Below are 18471 nucleotides of genomic sequence, written 5' to 3'. Positions count from 1 at the left end.
GTCATACCTCCATAAAATCTTTTTCTAATGCATCCACCAGCATGGTACCCTGCAGTCTTCCATGCCATATCAGCTTTTTCTCTTTTCTGAGCTGTCCATAGTTCTTTTTTCTTGCCTTATTACTCTTATCAGCCAGCACCGCATCCTCTTTTGAAAGGTTTTTCTTTACCCACTGCTGCCACTCTTTCAGGAAAGGCATTGCATCCTCAAGGTCTGCATAGGCTTCATTTAATACTGATTTCTTCTGTCTGATATTGCCGCCCGGCTCTACCTCCAATGTATACCATGGGGTATCCGGTGCTTCTGTCTTTCTAAGGAAAAGCAGATATGTTTCCCGGATGTCAATGCGCTGGAAGTAGATGTCGCAAGTGTGTATGCAGTGTTTTAATGCCATGCCCTCCACATAGATGTCTTTTATGCCGGTTGGGGCAACAATGCAGTATTTATCATTCTGATACTCATACTTTTTCAATGTTCCTTCCTGCATCAGCTTTTCCGCTTTCTTAAAGGTCTTTTTCTTCTCCTCTATCTCTGTGCCTTTCTTCAACATATCTTCCTGGAGCACCAGCTCATTATGTGCCACGGTCAAGTCCTTTGGCCGGATTAACATACCGTTTGTCATATCCGTCTTTCTCTTTTCCAGCATGTTTATGTAATCCTCCCAGTCCATCCAGATGTCGGATAATGCTCTCTTTCTTACCGCCTGCTGCTTTCTCAAGTAATTAGCCGCCTGCTGCACGCTGACATATTGAAGGATACTGCAGTCTGCTCCGCCCGCTCCTGCTTCTGCAAGCGTCTTAATATCTTCATCCCTCCATACAGTATTTGCCTTTTTCTCGTCCTGAAGCCATAGAAGCTCACATCTCTTTCCATTCATCTTTTTCAGGCGATTCAGTCTTGCCTTGTCAAGCTGCAGTGCCTTTATAAGTTCTGTCTGCTCCTCGTCTATTAACTCTCTGTACCAGTATTCGCTCCGTATCAGCTCTGTTCCCATTGCGTAAAGCCCTGCCTTGTACGCTTTTTCAATCAGCGGGTTGGTTTTTTCCCTCTTCATGAAGTAAATAGGATTTTCTTTATAGCCATGCTTGACCGCAATGTTATATGCCGTGTTTGTATTTTTCAGCAGAGCAGATAGATTTCTCTTGTAGATTTTTTCATAATTCCCATAATATATGTTTACTCTGTCCTGTCTTCTCCAGCACTTTCCTTTCAGTTTGAAGTCCTCATAGCGGTATTCCTCCAGCCCTTCATCTGTGAAAAGTATCCTTTTTGTCTCACGGATTGATAAGCCTGTCTCTCCTACATGGAAAGATGCTTCCGTGTCCGCCCTTGTACATTGGAATGTTCTTTCCACGATTCCATTACGGTATCTCTGCAGCAAGATGGCAGTGCCATAGGACCAGATAAGATTTCTTTTTTTCTTCCTGGAAACATAGGTTATCTCCTTTCCACAATGCGGGCATTTTTCCCATTCATTATGCTTTGGTTTTTTATTTATCGGGACTTCGCAAAGGCATCCGGTACAGTAACCCGTCTCTGCGTCTGCTCCATTATAAAAAATATAATGGTCGCTGAATGCTTCTGTTTTCCAGAATTTTTCAAATCCTTCCGGCAGTTTTTTTGGAACATCCTTCATGGCTGCGTCCCACGCATCCATCAGCCTTTTTGCCTTTTTCTCTTCCTTGTCCGACTGTATTTTTTTCTGCCATTCGATTGCCCCCTCTATCCCGTTTTTTTCCGTCTTAAGCAGTGCCTTTATCTCTGCCTTTCCAGCCGGATTCAGGTAATACATTTCGTCTGAATCGTAATACAACTCCCACCTGTTTTCGTTGTCCAGGTTATCTATCCTTGCTGTCAGCCATTTGTATGAGCCGTCTTTCTGCCTTTCTCTTGTGATATAAGCCCCGTCTTTAAAGTCAATAAACACATCCCATTTCGGTTCTGTGATTCCCTTTTTCACATCATCTGACCGGCATATTGCAATTTTTAAGTATTTACCAAGATTCTGGCACCGGCACACATAGGCATACCATTTTTTATTTAATCCACCCCTGTATCTTCTTACTTTTTTTCCCGGCATCTTCGCCCATTCAGTCATGGCTGGTGTGGCGGGAAGTCTTCTCAGCTTATTCAACTCATTCTTTTTCACCGTACCTTCCTCCCTTTCACATCATAATAGGTGTCCGGCAGGTACTTTTTTCCGTCTATCGGATACTCTGCGCATTCTGTAATTTCGCCACTTTTGTCCTCTTTTATCAAAAAAACAGTGTCTCCTTTTCTGCCTGCTGCCACCGGGCTTCTCCCTCGCACGATCACATATCCGTCTGATGCTATCCCTTTGTTTCTCACGACAGAATCTGACTTCATGTCCGGATGATTTACCAGCCATATGACGCCTTCCCTTATCAGTTCCAGCTTTGTAAGCTCCTTGATAAGTCGTATTTCCGGAGCGGATATCCTTGTGTCGTATCCATCTTCATCAATGTTGCCTGACAGCTCCACAATGAAGTAACGCCCATTTCTGTAGTAATTCAGCACATCAAGCGGATTATCTGTCGCATGAAATCCTGCCCTGGCACAGTGTGCTTTTTCTTCTTTGTACCAGACCCCCGGCTTGTACTGGAATGTTCCATTTCCCATCGTGCAGGTCAGGTCTTTATTAAATCCCTTGTATGCGTATCTCATTTTGTGCCTCCGTAATAAGTCCTGATTATCTCTTTTCGCTCCGCTAAATTAGGAAATCCGATTGAAATTTCATGGTTGTCTGCTACTTTTGCCACTTCCTTTGCCTGCTGCACAATGCGTTTGTCTACCACCGCTTTTTCTTCAAATCCTTTTTCCAGTAAAATAGCCATATATCCGGCAAGTGAATGATTCATCACTCCGGCGCATACTTTTTCATTCTCAAGGCACTCCTGACGTATTTCATCCACCCAGTCCATAAGCACTCCGGCAATCTTTAAATCTTCTGATTCCGCTTTCAATCTTCCGTGTGCTGCGGTACATGGTGTTGCCAATACCTCCGTTTCACCTGCTGCATAGTCCTCTGCATCCTCTTCATCAAGTCCGTTTTCTGTTGCAATTTCAACAATGCTTTTATATAATCCCTCTGCTTTCAGCTCTGCTGCCTTTTTGTTTAATTTTTCTACGGTTTTGAATTCGCCAAATTTTTCAAACATAATACTTACTTCCTCCTTCTGATTTTTCTCGGCACATAGAATATGTGCGATTTTAAAAAAAATAAAATTCAAATTATTCCGCTACATGATTTCGGCATATCTCCTTTCTCATACCATCATCTTTTAAAATTTCATCTAAGCAGGCATTCCAGCCTTTATCAAATCTTCCATTATCACAATAATCAGGATGATTTGCTTTCTCCGGCAGTTCCCGAAGCGGACACCAATCTGGTCTCTCTGCTTTTGCTGGTAAGCTCTCTTCTGCTGCTCTGCAAAATATTCCACTCAAACTCATGTACATAGCGTAGCAATCGTTGCAATAATCCGGCATATCATCCATAATCAATACTGCTTTAGCCATACCTAACATCGCTCCTTCCTTATACTGCGCAATTCTGCTTTCACCTGTGATACCAAAGGATTTTCCTTGACTTTATCTTTTTCCTGCTGATATATTCGTACTTCTTCTTTTTTCTCTGGTAGTTCCCGTAGCGGGCACTTTTTATGCCGTTTCTCAGTAAAAGTATTCTGTGACAGCCTTGATGCTCCATTATTGAGTACATTCATAAGCTGGCATTTCTTAATGCCTTGAAACTCATACAGGAATTTACACATACTGCACGATTCCGGCATATCCATAACCAAAATTGCTTTAGGCATATCTCAACTCCTATCTACGGCTCTAATCCGTCTTATTGAGACGATAAAACTTGTCTACAGTATCAAAAATTGCGTTTCTTGCATCTTCAAAGCCTTTCACATACGCTTTCATTTCTGCGAGGTTCATTGGTTCCTCCGGCTGTATTATCGTTTCATCTAAGTTGTTAAAAAGTTCATCTTTTTCTTCTCTTGTCATTACCTATGGCCTCCTAACTCAAACTTCTTTCGGCTTCTCACACCGTTCAAATTTGATAACCCAAACCCACGGTGATGCATCCCATCCGTAGCGGTCAATGTCGGATTTCTTGATGGTGGAGGTCCAAAGTTTTTCCCATTCCATCATCACTTCATCACATTGACTGCACTGTTCTTCTGTCCCATAACAGCACTGCAAACCGCTTTCTCCGTATGTATTAAGACAATCCCAACAATCAGGATAAGCCCCCTCTTTTATCACATCAACCGGCTTCATCTCCTGTAACCGTTCCATCCTCACACCTGTAACCTTAAGCCAGATACGTGCTGCTTCTTTCGGCATATGAATGGACGGGTGCCACGGTACACGCTCGTGTGTCACTCCACTCGCATCGACATATGTATCAAAAGGAATTGTATCTGTTGCTGCATAATAATATTTTCCGGTTCCTTCAATAATTTGCTCATTTCCGTCCAATTCATATAAATACTGCCATGTTTCCCGGACATACATGATATCTCCAGGCTGATACGGCACCTTTCTGATGCAAGGCTCATTCCTTCCGTTGTACAACATCAATCCGTCTTTGATATATCCAGTCCATTGCGAATTCTCTCCCGGCAAGAATTTTACAAGCCGTCTTGTGCAGGTCTTCCGCCCGTCCAGAATTGCCCGAACCATTTCCGTGTTGAATAAAATCGGTTTAATTGCCATCTACTCCACCGCCTTTTACAACCTCAATAGCTTTTTCATAGGCTATAAGCATTCCTAATTCCTTCGGTTTATCATTTACAATATCATCAAGTACCCTATTTACTGGGACAAGGCTTTTCAGCTTTTCCAACTGCTTCACAACCTTTTCTCTATTACAGCAATCCCAGCACTCATCCGGAGTCATCCCTGAATCTTCATAATCCTTCAGTTTTGCCAATGCTCCATATATCTTCTCTTGTACCTGCTGTGTTATCGTCTCGCCCACATGGAGCTGATTCCATTTAACACCTTTCAAAGCCCAGTTGCCTTGTTCATCCTTAATTGTCAGTCTTCCCATCACGTTCTCCTTTCTCCGGAGCATGGTGTATATGTGTGGTCTTTGTACCTCTTCCAAAAACGCTCCGCATTCTGTGTTTATGCGGTTTCCATGCCCCAGCTGTGACAGATTTATAAGTTCCTTCGTGTATATGTAAGTTAATCTTGGAGGTCTAGACTTCTGCCGCCCTCTGGACGGTTGTTTTGCGGTTTATTTTAATGTTTCCTTTTTTAGTCTCGCTGACCATCATCTTGAGTTCACCGGTAACCTCAACAGTTACCTTTTCTGCTATTCCATCCACCACATAGCCTGCTGCCTGATGAAGCATCTGCATCCTTGCATCTGTAAGCTCCGGTTTATTTCCTGATCCGAAAAGCTCTTCAATTCTGAAATCTGCCTTTTCTTTCCGGTACAACCTTGATATATAATTCTGTGCTTCATAACAATTGCACTGCTCTGTGGCCAGTTCGTTCAATTCATCCTCGTTGAATTCCTCCAGTGCCTCTACGAGCTTTATCTGACCGCAAAATCTGCAGGCTCCATTTTTTTCTACAGCCCTGTCCTTATTTTCTTTCACTAATTTTTTCAGCATCTTCATACTCCTTTCTTGTATACCAGCTTCTCCCGGTCCCATCCCGGGTACTGCTCTTTCAGGTAACATTCTGCAAATTCAAGCATTTCAGCTCTTAAGCCCTTGTTGCCATTGTCAAGTAACTGATGGTGGCTCCGGCAGGCGGTGACTCCGTTCTGTTCCACTCCAAGACCACCCTGGCTTCGGTTTACCACATGGGCTATATCCCGGATGTGCGCCCCGAAGTCCTTCTTTACAAGCGGCCATCTGCCACTGGCGCAGAATATACAGGTGTCTCCGTCTCTGCTAATGATTCTTGCGATTGTGCCCTTGTCAAAGGTGCACGCTTTTGTTCTTCTGCTCTTGCTCATAATGTTTCATTCTCCTGTCCTGCCAATTGGAATACTTGGTGTGTTCCGCATAGCAAATATTTATATTGTGTGGTGCAAGCAGCTCTGCCGTCCGCTTCCATAAAACACTGTTTTTCACCGGCTCTCCATTCTGCTTCCTGAAGTCTGCCGCTATCCAGTTATCCAAGAACCGATTCACACCGGATTCCAGATATTTACTGTCTGTGAATATCTCAAGGTCAGACGCTCTTCTCATATGCTCCATGGCTTTTATCAGCCCCAGCAAGGCTATCTGATTGGCTGTGCCGGTGTCTTTTCCGGTCTCTTCCAGTGTCTTCTCTCCTTCACTGGTATCTGCTTCCAGGATGCCACAGTAACACCCTTCCGCTTTCCGGAGTCCATGGTATGAAGTTCTTAAATAAATCCTTGCTTCCATCTTCAAATTCTCCTGTCCAGTTTTTCCTCGGTATATCGCATGTATGAATACCCGGTATACCGGTTTGTGCCGCTCCGGATGCTCTCCGGGACGATATAATATCCCGGTGTCGGTTTTGGTCCATAAAGCAGCAGTTTTCTCATAGTCCACCGCCTGTATCTCTTTCTCTCCGGTTTTGGCCGGATTAAATTCCGGCTCGTGGAATAGCTGTACTCCTCTTTGGTCAGCTTCCGGGGGAGACCTTTCTTCTTTCTCTCTTCCTCATCCGGCACCTTCGCCATATACTGGGCGAGCTGTTCAAATCCACCCTCTTCATAGAGGTTTGAGAAGAATATCCTTCCATGCTGCCAGCACTCCTTGATTAAGACATCCGTATCTGCTCCTCTGATTCGATTCATGATCATGTGGATATGTATTCCGCCTCTGGATCCGATTTCAATAACTCTCATCCATTTCAGTTCTGCTCCGAGCTTCCGGTAACGTCTTGCCAGCTTCCGCAAAACGTTATTGAGGTCTTCTTTTACTCCCTGCATATCCTTCCTCTCTCCCTTCCGGTATGTGAAGGTCAGCCAGAAGTCATTTTCCACGAAGTTTGCCTTTATGGTCCTTCGTATTCTGTTTTTCTTATTAATCTGATTCTGCAATTCTATCTGCCAGGGGGAAGGTCTCTCTCTTGCGGCTCTCTTCTCTCCCTTGGCTCCGTAATTTCCTTCCCACTTATACTCATACTCAATGGAGCCTGGGAAGTTATAAATATCAACACAATATGCCATAGCCTTTGTCCTTATTTTTAATATTCCTAATCGAGTTGCGAAAACAGGTCTGAAATGCCCTGTTTCCTTGCATTTTTGCGGCTTTTATGGTATATTGTTCATGCGGGAAGTTTGCAATTCGCCAAATTACTTACAGCCCACTTGAGGACGTGCGCCACACGTTCTCTTTTTTTATCTATCCGGCAGCATCCACCACCTGGATATAAACATAATCTCCGTACCGTTCTATCCATCTGTAACAGCCCTCCAGTGTATCTCTGTATACATCAATGCTTGTCCCGTTGCGTATGGTCTCGCCCCTTCCGTCTCCATCCAGGTCGATTCCATCCCCTGTGTCAGTGAAATCGAAATATCCGATAAAGTCACCGATTCCGCCATCTTCTGTGACTGAATACATGATGATTGCCTTTCCCAGCCATTCTTCCTTACCGGCTACGGACAATCCCTCTACCGGCCAGCTACCATTCCGGCACTGGTTGCCAGTCCATGTGTAGCAGGTGCAGCGGATGAGGAACGGTTCACCGAGCGGATTCTCCTGCTCCTGCGGTTGCACCGGTGCAACTTCCATATTTCCAACGGCATTCATAGTCTTTGCGGTGAAGCTGTTTACTTCTCCGGACACTTCCTGTGGTGATGTCATCCACATGGTGAAAAGGAAAACTGCTACCGCTATTGCCATTAATGTGATCACTCTGATTCTGTAGCGCATTTTTTCTTTCTCCTTATCTCCTCACTCATTTCCTGCACTGCTCCAATTGCTTCTTTCAGTGCGGTCTCCATCAGATGGTCAGCACTGACATCCTGCTTTTTAATCTCTTCCGCCGGCATCCCTGATATGATCATGTACCATACGCATTCGTTCCGGTACTTGTCCATCAGTTCATTAAGTCTGTCTGTAATTTCCTTGTCCTTTTTCTTCTTTTCTCTCCACTTCTTAAAAAACATATCTTTTTCTTTTCCTTTCTCTTTCTCGCTTCTGAAAGCCCGATCCAAATATGAATGTCTCCATCGATACTATCTCTCCGGTCTTTCTTCGGTGCCTGCTGCAATACCAGTACATTCCAGTGGAATCTCTGTAGTAATCCGTGATTCTTCCAGCTTTTTCCGTAGAACCTATGTACTCTATCCGGCGATTCTCCGCTTCCCATCCTTCCATGTTCTCAATACTGTATGCCAGTCTATATGCTTTCTTCAGTTCTTCTTTGTCTATTTCAAAGAAGTCTTTCATCTCTTACCACCCAGCATTTTCATATTCTTTTTATAGGCATCCAGTGCATCCCGGTAAATATAATATGTTGTCCTCTTACAGCCTTCTCTTAATACTGCATATCCGATTGGAAGTCTTTCTTTTCTCATCAGATATTTCACTGTCTCATGGTCCATGTTCAGCTCTTCCGCTGCCTGTTTTACAGTTACACGTTCCAGCTTTTCATGTTCTTTTTTTTCACTTTCCATTTTGTCCTCCTATCGTCTCCGGCGCCTGTTTCTGAATTTTTCATATTCTCGTACATCAATCATCCATTTACCGCCGCCGGATGTTTTCCATGCGAATTTCTGCCCCGGAACATGAACATCATTTTTCATATCCCTTACAGAAAATCCCATGGCTCCAAGCTCTGCAATGCTCATCACTGGTTTCTGATACTCCATATTTTTCTCCTTATGCTACTGGCAATTCTTCTTTTGACTCCTCCCGTCTCTTCTCCGCTGTCTGCTCTGCTTTTCCTAATATGTAGCCCTTGTCGAAGTCTGATAATTCCGGTAAGACTTTCACCAAGCGCTCCATTACGTTTTTTTCTTTTTCACTCATGTTTTTCACTTCCTCTCTGTTATTGTTGATTGTAAAACTATTATATGTCGGTATCAAACTTTTGTCAACTCTTTTTTGTTGATTTTTTCAACATCTTATGATAGTATAGCGTCAAGGAGGTGATATTATGAATGAGCGTATTAAGAAGATACGGAAAGAGGTTGGATTGACCCAGCAGGAATTTGCTGAGGCAATTAAAGTTAAACGTAATACCGTTGCCACATATGAAATGGGTCGCAGTATCCCAAGTGACGCCGCAATTTCTCTAATTTGCCGTGAATTTGACGTTAATGAAGAATGGCTCAGAACTGGTGAAGGTGAAATGTTCATTGAAAAGACAAAGGATGAGCAGATTGCAGAAATGCTTGCGGACATCCAGCTTTCCGGTGAAGATTCGTTTAAGCACCGATTGGCTTCGGCATTGGCAGCTTTTACAGAAGATGACTGGAATGACCTGGAACGATTGCTTAATAAATTGTCCAGTAAATAATAAAAAAACCAAGGGTAATGCGCAGGCCCTTGGTTCTTTTATTATCTTTATACTTGTTGAAAAAGCCGGGGCAAATGCCCCGGCTTTTTCAACCAATCATTTTTTTCACATATATATAAACCGCTCTAAGCATATGAAGACTATTGCAGTTCATAATCATTTTTGTTATCTCTTTTTTCATTTGTTCCAGCTTCATAACTCAGCCCCCCTTTCTGCTATGAGTTTACCACTACTTCTCCCCACAGAAAAGTGTTTCGCTTAAGAATTCCGAATATCCGGAGAAATTCTAAACATTTGGCTTATTTCTTCTATCTTTCGCACAATTCTATTCTGTATACAAATCTCTGATTCTTACCCCCATTGCTTTTGCTATTTTTTCTAAAGCTCTCAGTGTTGGTGATGTTCTTCCGCTCTCATAGTCATACAGGGTGCTTTCTCCTATCCCCGTCAGTTCTGCCAACTCTGGCATTGTGATATGTTTCTCCCTTCTGATTTGCCAGATTAGTATTTCCATGTAAATATTCTATCATTGTGCCTGCTGCACATCCACTGGTAATGTATTCCATTTCATTTTATCTTGACCTTTCTTATTTTATTTTCTATAATTTCCTTAATATTATTTTTATACGAGGTATTGGGTTATGAAAAAAAGAGTCTTTCTTTTTACATTTTTAGTTTTTATTTCTATCTTTTCACTAAATGCTTTTGCTCATCCAGGAAGGACAGATTCTTCTGGAGGTCACTACAACCGCTCTACCGGCGAGTATCATTATCATCATGGCTACCCTGCGCACCAGCACCCTGATGGTGTTTGTCCTTACGATGATTCTGAATCAGATAGTAATGATGAATCAGTGGCTGTCGCTACATCTGATTCCTATTTTCGTTATTGGCTTTTTGGAGGTCTTTTCTATATATTTCTTTTTGTGGCAATATATATTTACAATAAAATACACCCCCTCAATGAAGGAGATTCTTATTTTTCAAAATTTGTGTGGGTTATTTTTCTTATTGCCTATGTTGTTTTAATTGTATCCTTGTTTTTTTCGGTTGATTTGCAATTATTTATTGAAGCACTCGTTCGCATTGACATCTGTGCATTATTCCTTTTGCTCATTCTTCCACTATTGAAATTAATTCCTTTTTTTGATAATGAAACCTTTGTGAATCTTGTAGAAAAACTTTTCTTCATATTCCTAATTATGTTCTTTGTTTTACTATTGCCGTTTCTTTGTGTGATGTTTATCAATAGATAACTTTTTTCAATTTTGGAGGTGTTAATCATGAAATTACCTAATGGCTATGGCGGAATTGTTAAGCTCTCTGGCAAGCGGCGTAAACCCTATGCCGTTCGTGTCTCTTATCTTGAAGAACAACCAGATGGAACTATAAAGCGCAAAAGAAAATATCTGGAATTTTTCACTAAACGAGACAGTGCACTTGCTTATCTCGCAGAATATAACAATGGTTCTGTTGTTTCTGAGCATCAAAAATATACTGATATTCCAACCTTTGCAGAAATGTATGAGAAATGGAAAAAATATCGTTGCTCATTAAAAAATAAGCCAGGAGCTGCTACCTGGAAAAATTATGATATTGCTTTTTCAATGTACGCTCCAGTTCATTCCAAAAAAATTATATCTATTCGGGCGCAAGACCTCCAGGACTGCATTACTGCTCACAACAGTAAATCCCGCTCTACAATAGGAAATATGCGTGCTATCGTTCGTGGTATGTGGAACTATGCAATTGCCAATGAATACACGGAAAACGATATTACGCAACGGCTCGTCTTTGAATACACGGATTCAGACACTCCCGTCCATACAAGATTCACGGATGCTGAGATTGCTCTTCTTTGGAATTCCTTGTGGTCCATCAACAATGTCGATATTATTTTAATTTATATTTATACCGGGCTCCGCCCAGCAGAATTGTTGGAAATTAAGTCTGAAGATGTTCACCTTAATGAGCGGTATATGATTGGTGGTATGAAAACAGCAGCTGGTCGCAATCGTATTATACCTATACACGAAGCAATTGTTCCTTTGGTAGAATATCGTCTCAAACAGCAGCGTCCATACCTTATCACAAATAAATACGGCAATATGTATACTCGTGCAGTTTATACAGCAAGTAACTGGATCACTGTCATGAAAAAACTCAATCTTAATCATGCTCCGCACGATTGTCGATATACATTCGCTTCTTTGGCAGATAATGTCTGTATGAATGAAACGTCAAAAAAAATAATAATGGGACATGCCGTTTCTAATAAATCCGGAACTGCTTTTAAGACTGGCGGCTCCGGCGATGTAACTCAAAGCGTATATACCGAAAAAACAATCCCTGAGTTAGTAAACGAGGTCAATAAATTACCAATTTCTTTTGTGTAACCCACTTGCAACCCACTTGTAACCCACTTGTAACCATCGACCTTATTTTTCCACCTTTTTACTCCTTTTATGTGAAAATTCTGACAATAAAAAAAGCCCCGAAACATAAGGTTTCGGGGACTTTCTTTTTATTATTAGCAGACACCCTGAGCGAGCATAGCATCAGCTACTTTTTCGAAGCCTGCGATGTTAGCTCCTGCTACATAGTTACCTTCCATGTTGTAACGTTTTGCAGCATCATCAATATTATGATAGATATTTACCATAATCTGTTTTAACTTAGCATCTACTTCTTCGAATGTCCAGCTTAAACGCTCTGAGTTCTGGCTCATCTCTAATGCAGAAGTTGCAACTCCACCTGCGTTAGAAGCTTTACCACAGATGAACCATACTCCGTTATCCTGTAAGTATTTGGTTGCATCTAAGGTTGTAGGCATGTTAGCACCTTCACAAACTGCTTTACATCCGTTTGCTACTAACTGTTTTGCATCATCGATAAGGAGCTCGTTCTGTGTAGCACATGGAAGAGCGATATCACATTTAATCTGCCATACGCCACGGCCTTCATGATATTCTGCACTCTTTCTTGCAGCAGCATACTCAGTAAGACGAGCACGTTTTACTTCTTTTACTTCTTTTAATAATGCAACATCGATTCCTTCCGGATCATAAATCCATCCGGTAGAATCAGAACAGGTAACAACTTTTGCACCCATCTGCTGTGCTTTCTGGATAGCGTAGATTGCAACGTTACCAGCACCAGATACAACAACTGTCTTACCTTCCATAGATTCACCATGGCATTTCATTAATTCTTCTGTAATGTATAAAAGACCATATCCGGTAGCTTCTGTACGAGCTAAAGATCCACCATAGGTAAGTCCCTTACCTGTCAGAACACCTTCGTACATTCCACGGATTCTCTTATACTGTCCAAACATGTATCCGATTTCTCTTGCGCCTGTTCCGATATCTCCTGCCGGAACGTCAACGTCAGCGCCAATATATTTGCAAAGCTCGGTCATAAAGCTCTGGCAGAATGCCATTACTTCACGGTCTGATTTTCCCTTAGGGTCAAAGTCAGAACCACCTTTACCACCGCCGATTGGAAGTCCTGTTAAAGAGTTTTTAAATACCTGCTCAAATCCTAAGAATTTGATGATTCCGATATTTACGGAAGGATGGAGACGAAGACCTCCCTTGTACGGTCCAATAGAATTGTTGAACTGTACTCTGTATCCTGTATTAACCTGAACCTGTCCCTTGTCATCTACCCAAGGTACACGGAATTTAAGCTGTCTATCCGGCTCGGTTATTCTCTCAAGTAATGCTTCTTTACGATATTTCTCCTCATTTGCTTCGATTACCGGTCTTAAAGACTCCAGTACTTCTTCTACTGCCTGAAGGAATTCTGGCTCAGAAGCGTTTTTTGCTTTTACTCTTTCTAATACTTCATCAACGTAGCTCATATTATATCTCCTTTACATATTAATTTGAGTATTATATATACATCAACACTACTATTTTAGTATGAAATGAATTTTTTCGCAACGTTTTTTTCATATTTGTGTCAAAAACTTTATACTTTTGTGTACTTTTTCTTCTTTTTTGCAAGTTTTGTACCAGGAAAATTCATTTTTGTAATTAAAAAGAAGTAGAAAACAGTTTTTTATTTCCCTTTTCCACTTCTTTTTTTGTATAAATATACTATTTTTTATTTTTCAGATATGGTTCATATTTCTTCTGGAAGAACTTCACCAGTTTTCCCAGTGTTCCAATCAGAATCTCACTCTCCTGGTCACTCAGGCTCTCCTTGATATCATGTATCATATTGCTGTGAAAACGTGCATGATGCTCATATGCCCGGACTCCGGAATCGGTGAGTGATACACGGACTACCCTTTTATCCCTGTCATTTCTGCAACGATTTACATAACCTTTCTGTTCCAGTGCTTCAACAGCTTTTGTCAGGGTTCCTGTTGTAACATTCATCCTCGCCGCCACTTCCGACATCCGCTTTGGTTCATCCAGACCAATTGCTTCAATAATATGCATATCATTTCCGGAAATGTTCATGAATTCTCCGGAGATTAAGCATTTTTCCTCAATTTCCATCAAATCATTAAACAGCTTTACCAGAATGTCATTTAAGGTTTTATCCGCATTCATTCTTATCTCCTTTTACCAGACCAGTACCGCTGCGCCCCATGTGAGTCCGCCGCCGAAACCAGCCAGTACAACTTTATCTCCTCTATGTATCATACCATGCCGGTTGATATTATCAAGCAAAATCGGCACACTTGCTGCCGAAATATTGCCACATTCCGTCAAATTTACCGGAAATTTTTCCATCGGCTGTTTCAATCGTTTTGCTACCGCCTCAATAATTCTTAAGTTTGCCTGATGTAATACGAAAAGCGAAATTTCCTCTGCCTTTAAATCTGCCTCTTCCAGCACCTTTGTAATGGTTGCCGGAACTGTGCGGACAGCAAATTTATAAACCTCCTGTCCATTCATGCTTACATAACCCAGAGGACTTTCCATCTTATGATATGGATTATTGACCGGACGGTTCTCACATGCCAGTACCAGTCCCTTCGCACCATCTGAGCCCTGCACCACATGACAGATATTTTCTTCGTCTGCCCGGACTACAGCTGCTCCTGCGCCATCTCCAAAAAGGACACAGGTACTGCGGTCATTCCAGTCCATAATTTTAGAAAGTACTTCTGCTCCGATTAAGAGTGCATTTTTAAATCTGCCACTGGCAATATATGCCTGTGCTGTACTCAATGCAAATAAGAATCCGGAACATGCTGCACCAAGGTCAAAGGCTACGGCATTCACTGCTCCGATTTCCCGCTGCACTTCACAGGAAAGTGTCGGCACAAGATGATCCGGTGTTACCGTCGCTGCAATAATAAGTTCCACTTCTTCCGGCTTCATGTCTGCATCTGCAAGTGCTTTTTTTGCAGCTTCTGTGGCAAGAGATGTTGTTGTCTCTTCCGTTGCAAGGTGTCTTGTTTTTATTCCTGTTCTGCTGGAAATCCATTCGTCGGAAGTATCCATAATCTGACTTAAATCGTCATTGGTAATTTTTCTTTCCGGTAACGCACTTCCAGTTCCACATATTCGAATGTTCATGCTCTGCTCCTTTAAAATTTACGGAAACGTTCATAACGTGCTTTTGCAATCTCTTCTCCGCTTTTTCCTTCATAGGATTCTAAAAATTCGCGGATACATTTATGCATATAAACTGCAATGGAACTCAATGCCTCATCATCTGCTCCACCATACTCCGGTATAATTTTCTCGATAATGCCAAGTTCTAAAAGATCCTTTGCTGTTATCTTCATCACTTCTGCTGCTTCTTTCGCACGCTTGCCATCCTTCCAGAGAATAGATGCAAAGCCTTCCGGAGAAAGTACGGAATAAGTTGCATTCTCCATCATGCAGACTTCATTTCCAACTGCCAGTGCCAATGCACCGCCGCTTCCGCCTTCTCCTATCATAAAGGTAATAACCGGAACTTTCAACCCTGACATTTCATAAAGATTTCTTGCAATAGCTTCTCCCTGTCCGCCTTCCTCTGCTTCCATACCGCAGAATGCTCCGGCTGTATTAACAAAGGTGATAACCGGACGATGGAATTTTTCTGCCTGCTTCATCAGGCGGATTGCTTTACGGTATCCTTCCGGAGACGGCATTCCGTAATTATGACGCATGCAGTCCTTCATGTCCTTTCCCTTCTGGATTCCGATTACCGTAACCGGTTGTCCGTCAAGGTATGCGATACCGCCCACAATTGCCGGGTCATCCCTGTAATAACGGTCTCCATGAAATTCTATGAATTTGGTAAAGATACTGTTGATATAATCCTCTGCGGACAGACGGTCTACCTTACGTGCCATCTTAACCTTTTCCCATGCACTCTTTTCTTTTGTATTGTAAGCGCGTTCCCGCATCAGCTCTGTCGGTCTTCCATCTACTTCAGTTGCCGGGTCAAATTTGGCATATCCACTTACTTTATGCATACGAAGGATTTCATACAGACGTTTCTTTAAATCTTTCCGCTCTACAATGGCATCCACAAAACCATGCTCTAACTGGAACTCTGCTCTCTGGAATCCCTCCGGCAGTTTCTGTCCGATGGTCTGCTCAATTACTCTTGCTCCGGCAAATCCAATCAGTGCGCCAGGCTCTGCTAAAATAATATCACCTAACATAGCAAAGCTTGCTGTTACACCTCCGGTTGTCGGGTCAGTTAATACAGAAATATATAAAAGTCCGGCATCGGAATGTTTCTTTAAAGCTGCTGCTGTCTTTGCCATCTGCATCAGGGATACAATACCCTCCTGCATTCTGGCTCCGCCGGAACAGCAGAAAAGAATAACCGGAAGTTTTTCTTCCGTAGCACGTTCTACTGCTCCCGCAATTTTCTCTCCGACGGCATGACCCATGCTTCCCATCATAAATCTGGCATCACACACACCAATAACCGCATCTTCTCCGTAAATCTTACCTTTTCCTACGGTAACTGCTTCTTTTAATCCGGTTTTCTCACGGACTGCCGTCAGCTTATCGACATAGCCCGGAAAATCCAGTGGATTTGTTCCATGCTCTTCGGCAAACCATTCTTCAAAGCTCTGTGGGTCTAATACCATTTTCAGGCGGTTTCCGGTTTTTACGCGGAAATATGCTCCACACTCATAACAGACATAGCGGTTTCTTACTACCTCTGCTTTATTTACCATTTTGCCACAGGCTTTACATAGTACTTCCTCTTTCCTTTTTTCTTCCTGTAAAATACCTTCTGCGGCATCCTTTACGGCTTTATTTTCCTTGATTTTATCCAGTAATCTGCTCACTTTACTCACCACTTCCAATTGCAAATGTCAACTCTGCTGTTGCAGCTATTTTTCCATCTACTGTTGCAGTTGCCTTTCCAATTCCAATCGGTCCCTTTACTTTTATGATTTCTGTTTCTAAAACAAGTACATCCCCCGGGACCACCTTTTTCTTAAATTTTGCATTGCTGATTCCTGCAAAATATGCGGTTTTTCCTTTGAATTCATCCTGACAGAGCATTGCTACCGCACCGGTCTGTGCCAGTGCTTCTATAATTAAAACACCCGGCATTACCGGTTCTCCCGGAAAATGTCCTGCAAAATAAGGTTCATCAAAGGTAACACATTTTTTTCCTACTGCACGAAGTCCCGGCACCAGTTCTTCAATCGTGTCAATCAGAAGAAACGGATGACGATGTGGGATGATTTCCATAATTTCTTTCGTTGTCAGTACTGACATAGTTCCCTTCTCCTTTATGCCTGATATTTTTTCAGAAGCAGACTTGCATTATGTCCGCCAAAGCCCAGTGAATTGCTGATGGCATATGGCACTTCTTCTTCATATGCCTCTTTGCAGTAATTCAAATCCAGTTCTTCATCCGGTGTCTCATAACCTACCGTTGCATGAATGTAACCTTCTTCGATTTCCTTTACACAGGTCAGGCACTCGATGGCTCCTGCTGCTCCAAGAAGATGTCCAATCATGGATTTGGTGGAATTAATCCGGATATCCTTTGCATGCTCACCAAACGCCAGCTTGATTGCTCTTGTCTCAAATAAGTCATTATGATGGGTGCTGGTTCCATGGGCATTGATATAAGTAATTTCCTCCGGATTTACACCGGCATCCTTCATTGCATTTATCATTGCGGTTGCTGCGCCTGCACCATCCTCTGCCGGAGATGTAATATGGTATGCATCCGAAGAACATCCATATCCGGTTACTTCTGCATAAATCTTTGCTCCACGTTTCTTTGCATGCTCTAATTCTTCTAAAATTACAATTGCGGCACCTTCTCCCATAACAAATCCACTTCTGTTTTTATCAAACGGAATGGATGCATGTTTTGGATCATCCGAAGAAGTAAGTGCGGTTAAAGATGTAAATCCTGCTATTCCAAGCGGAGTAATGCAGCTTTCTGTTCCACCTGCCACCATCACTTCTGCATCACCATACTGGATGGTACGGAAGGCTTCACCAATGGCATTCGTTCCGGATGCACAGGCGGTACTAATATTTAAGCTCTTTCCTTTTAATCCAAACTGAATGGATACATTTCCTGCTGCCATATTGGAAATCATCATCGGGACAAATAAAGGATTTACTCTTCCCGGACCCTTTTCCACTAATTTGCTATGCTCTCTTTCGATTGCCTGTAAACTTCCGACTCCGGAACTGATGGAAGTACCCACACGGTATGCATTCTCTGCCTCCATGGAAAGTCCGGAATCCTCCAGTGCTTCTCCGGCTGCCGCTACGGCAAACTGGCAGAATGCTTCCATTCTCTTTGCAGAGCGGAAATCCATATATTCTTTTGCATCAAAATCCTTTACTTCTGCTGCAAGATGACATTTATAGTCTGTTGCATCAAAATGTGTAATCTCTCCAATACCTACCTTCTGCTGCTTTACTGCAGACCAGAATTCCGGCACATTATTTCCAATTGGTGTAATCGCACCCAATCCTGTTACTACAACTCTACGATTCATGTTCTTATCCTCTCTATCTAAAC

Annotated in this window: 28 protein-coding genes; 3 read left to right on the top strand and 25 right to left on the bottom strand. The window is 42.3% G+C overall.

The features are described 5' to 3' along the window. Position 1 precedes the first annotated feature (1 nt). The 18 genes from DWX96_RS00710 to DWX96_RS14195 form a co-directional block, all read right to left on the bottom strand. Positions 2-2149 carry a PcfJ domain-containing protein gene (locus tag DWX96_RS00710; RefSeq protein WP_118056625.1) on the bottom strand — a complete coding sequence of 716 codons (2148 nt, stop codon included), beginning with the start codon at positions 2147-2149 and terminating at the stop codon, positions 2-4. Beyond that, positions 2146-2685 carry a DUF7666 domain-containing protein gene (locus DWX96_RS00705; RefSeq protein WP_118056626.1) on the bottom strand — a complete coding sequence of 180 codons (540 nt, stop codon included), beginning with the start codon at positions 2683-2685 and terminating at the stop codon, positions 2146-2148. Before DWX96_RS00705 ends, DWX96_RS00710 begins: the two co-directional genes overlap by 4 nt. After that, the gene (locus tag DWX96_RS00700) at positions 2682-3179 is read right to left on the bottom strand and encodes a hypothetical protein (protein ID WP_147337961.1); all 498 of its coding nucleotides are present in this window, start codon (positions 3177-3179) and stop codon (positions 2682-2684) included. The genes DWX96_RS00705 and DWX96_RS00700 overlap by 4 nt, the downstream gene beginning before the upstream one ends. A gap of 73 nt (positions 3180-3252) precedes the next feature. Then, a complete protein-coding gene (locus DWX96_RS00695; protein ID WP_147337960.1) occupies positions 3253-3540 on the bottom strand; it encodes a hypothetical protein in 288 nt (95 codons plus the stop codon). A gap of 2 nt (positions 3541-3542) precedes the next feature. After that, a complete protein-coding gene (locus tag DWX96_RS00690) occupies positions 3543-3839 on the bottom strand; it encodes a hypothetical protein (protein WP_118056629.1) in 297 nt (98 codons plus the stop codon). Between the two features lie 22 nt (positions 3840-3861). Then, positions 3862-4035, bottom strand: coding sequence for a hypothetical protein (locus DWX96_RS14200; protein WP_158561808.1), 174 nt, complete (start codon positions 4033-4035; stop codon positions 3862-3864). 18 nt (positions 4036-4053) lie between these two features. Then, entirely contained in the window at positions 4054-4749 is a 696-nt protein-coding gene (locus DWX96_RS00685; RefSeq protein WP_199535168.1) for a hypothetical protein, read from the bottom strand. Then, on the bottom strand, positions 4739-5086 hold the full coding sequence (locus DWX96_RS00680; RefSeq protein ID WP_118056630.1) for a hypothetical protein: 348 nt from the start codon (positions 5084-5086) through the stop codon (positions 4739-4741). The genes DWX96_RS00685 and DWX96_RS00680 overlap by 11 nt, the downstream gene beginning before the upstream one ends. 151 nt (positions 5087-5237) lie before the next feature. After that, a complete protein-coding gene (locus DWX96_RS00675; protein ID WP_118056631.1) occupies positions 5238-5657 on the bottom strand; it encodes a hypothetical protein in 420 nt (139 codons plus the stop codon). Positions 5658-5659: 2 nt separating this feature from the next. Further along, entirely contained in the window at positions 5660-6007 is a 348-nt protein-coding gene (locus tag DWX96_RS00670) for an HNH endonuclease (protein ID WP_118056632.1), read from the bottom strand. Continuing rightward, positions 5970-6422: an RNase H family protein gene (locus DWX96_RS00665; RefSeq protein ID WP_118056633.1), complete on the bottom strand. Its 453-nt coding sequence runs from the start codon at positions 6420-6422 to the stop codon at positions 5970-5972. The genes DWX96_RS00670 and DWX96_RS00665 overlap by 38 nt, the downstream gene beginning before the upstream one ends. Positions 6423-6424: 2 nt before the next feature. Beyond that, the gene (locus DWX96_RS00660) at positions 6425-7195 is read right to left on the bottom strand and encodes a rolling circle replication-associated protein (RefSeq protein ID WP_118056634.1); all 771 of its coding nucleotides are present in this window, start codon (positions 7193-7195) and stop codon (positions 6425-6427) included. A 175-nt stretch (positions 7196-7370) separates the two neighbouring features. After that, a complete protein-coding gene (locus DWX96_RS00655; RefSeq protein ID WP_118056635.1) occupies positions 7371-7904 on the bottom strand; it encodes a hypothetical protein in 534 nt (177 codons plus the stop codon). Continuing rightward, positions 7883-8140: a hypothetical protein gene (locus tag DWX96_RS00650; protein WP_117841411.1), complete on the bottom strand. Its 258-nt coding sequence runs from the start codon at positions 8138-8140 to the stop codon at positions 7883-7885. The genes DWX96_RS00655 and DWX96_RS00650 overlap by 22 nt, the downstream gene beginning before the upstream one ends. Beyond that, positions 8130-8423, bottom strand: a complete 294-nt coding sequence (locus tag DWX96_RS00645; RefSeq protein WP_118056636.1) for a hypothetical protein — start codon at positions 8421-8423, stop codon at positions 8130-8132. The genes DWX96_RS00650 and DWX96_RS00645 overlap by 11 nt, the downstream gene beginning before the upstream one ends. Continuing rightward, the gene (locus tag DWX96_RS00640) at positions 8420-8650 is read right to left on the bottom strand and encodes a helix-turn-helix domain-containing protein (RefSeq protein WP_242988674.1); all 231 of its coding nucleotides are present in this window, start codon (positions 8648-8650) and stop codon (positions 8420-8422) included. Before DWX96_RS00640 ends, DWX96_RS00645 begins: the two co-directional genes overlap by 4 nt. Positions 8651-8659: 9 nt before the next feature. After that, a complete protein-coding gene (locus DWX96_RS00635; RefSeq protein ID WP_118056637.1) occupies positions 8660-8845 on the bottom strand; it encodes a hypothetical protein in 186 nt (61 codons plus the stop codon). Positions 8846-8855: 10 nt separating this feature from the next. Continuing rightward, the gene (locus DWX96_RS14195) at positions 8856-9005 is read right to left on the bottom strand and encodes a hypothetical protein (protein ID WP_158561809.1); all 150 of its coding nucleotides are present in this window, start codon (positions 9003-9005) and stop codon (positions 8856-8858) included. Between the two features lie 127 nt (positions 9006-9132). Between DWX96_RS14195 and DWX96_RS00630 the strand changes: the two genes are divergently transcribed. Continuing rightward, positions 9133-9495, top strand: a complete 363-nt coding sequence (locus tag DWX96_RS00630; RefSeq protein WP_118056638.1) for a helix-turn-helix transcriptional regulator — start codon at positions 9133-9135, stop codon at positions 9493-9495. A 325-nt stretch (positions 9496-9820) separates the two neighbouring features. On the opposite strand, the gene DWX96_RS00625 is transcribed toward DWX96_RS00630, so the two are convergent. Beyond that, positions 9821-10009, bottom strand: a complete 189-nt coding sequence (locus DWX96_RS00625) for a helix-turn-helix domain-containing protein (RefSeq protein ID WP_118056639.1) — start codon at positions 10007-10009, stop codon at positions 9821-9823. Positions 10010-10136: 127 nt separating this feature from the next. Between DWX96_RS00625 and DWX96_RS00620 the strand changes: the two genes are divergently transcribed. Together DWX96_RS00620 and DWX96_RS00615 are read left to right on the top strand one after the other, a co-directional pair. Beyond that, on the top strand, positions 10137-10751 hold the full coding sequence (locus DWX96_RS00620; RefSeq protein ID WP_118056640.1) for a YHYH domain-containing protein: 615 nt from the start codon (positions 10137-10139) through the stop codon (positions 10749-10751). Between the two features lie 27 nt (positions 10752-10778). Then, positions 10779-11891, top strand: coding sequence for a tyrosine-type recombinase/integrase (locus DWX96_RS00615; RefSeq protein ID WP_118056641.1), 1113 nt, complete (start codon positions 10779-10781; stop codon positions 11889-11891). Positions 11892-12025: 134 nt separating this feature from the next. Here DWX96_RS00615 and gdhA read toward each other — a convergent pair whose 3' ends face one another. The 6 genes from gdhA to fabF all read right to left on the bottom strand — a co-directional run bounded on the left by gdhA (position 12026) and on the right by fabF (position 18448). Beyond that, positions 12026-13360, bottom strand: a complete 1335-nt coding sequence (gdhA, locus tag DWX96_RS00610; protein ID WP_118056642.1) for an NADP-specific glutamate dehydrogenase — start codon at positions 13358-13360, stop codon at positions 12026-12028. A gap of 238 nt (positions 13361-13598) precedes the next feature. Next, positions 13599-14060 carry a MarR family winged helix-turn-helix transcriptional regulator gene (locus DWX96_RS00605; RefSeq protein ID WP_117841417.1) on the bottom strand — a complete coding sequence of 154 codons (462 nt, stop codon included), beginning with the start codon at positions 14058-14060 and terminating at the stop codon, positions 13599-13601. A gap of 12 nt (positions 14061-14072) precedes the next feature. Then, the gene (locus DWX96_RS00600) at positions 14073-15035 is read right to left on the bottom strand and encodes a beta-ketoacyl-ACP synthase III (protein ID WP_117698963.1); all 963 of its coding nucleotides are present in this window, start codon (positions 15033-15035) and stop codon (positions 14073-14075) included. An 11-nt stretch (positions 15036-15046) separates the two neighbouring features. Continuing rightward, on the bottom strand, positions 15047-16759 hold the full coding sequence (locus DWX96_RS00595) for an acetyl-CoA carboxylase carboxyltransferase subunit alpha (RefSeq protein ID WP_278336391.1): 1713 nt from the start codon (positions 16757-16759) through the stop codon (positions 15047-15049). Between the two features lies 1 nt (position 16760). Further along, positions 16761-17198 carry a 3-hydroxyacyl-ACP dehydratase FabZ gene (fabZ, locus tag DWX96_RS00590; RefSeq protein ID WP_117698965.1) on the bottom strand — a complete coding sequence of 146 codons (438 nt, stop codon included), beginning with the start codon at positions 17196-17198 and terminating at the stop codon, positions 16761-16763. A gap of 14 nt (positions 17199-17212) precedes the next feature. Continuing rightward, complete coding sequence (fabF, locus tag DWX96_RS00585) at positions 17213-18448, bottom strand: beta-ketoacyl-ACP synthase II (RefSeq protein WP_118056644.1); 1236 nt, start codon at positions 18446-18448, stop codon at positions 17213-17215. Positions 18449-18471: the final 23 nt, after the last annotated feature.

This window comes from Roseburia sp. AF22-2LB (assembly GCF_003461125.1).
Taxonomy (GTDB): Bacteria; Bacillota; Clostridia; order Lachnospirales; family Lachnospiraceae; genus Roseburia_C; species Roseburia_C amylophila.
This window is presented reverse-complemented; position numbering and strand designations above follow the sequence as displayed.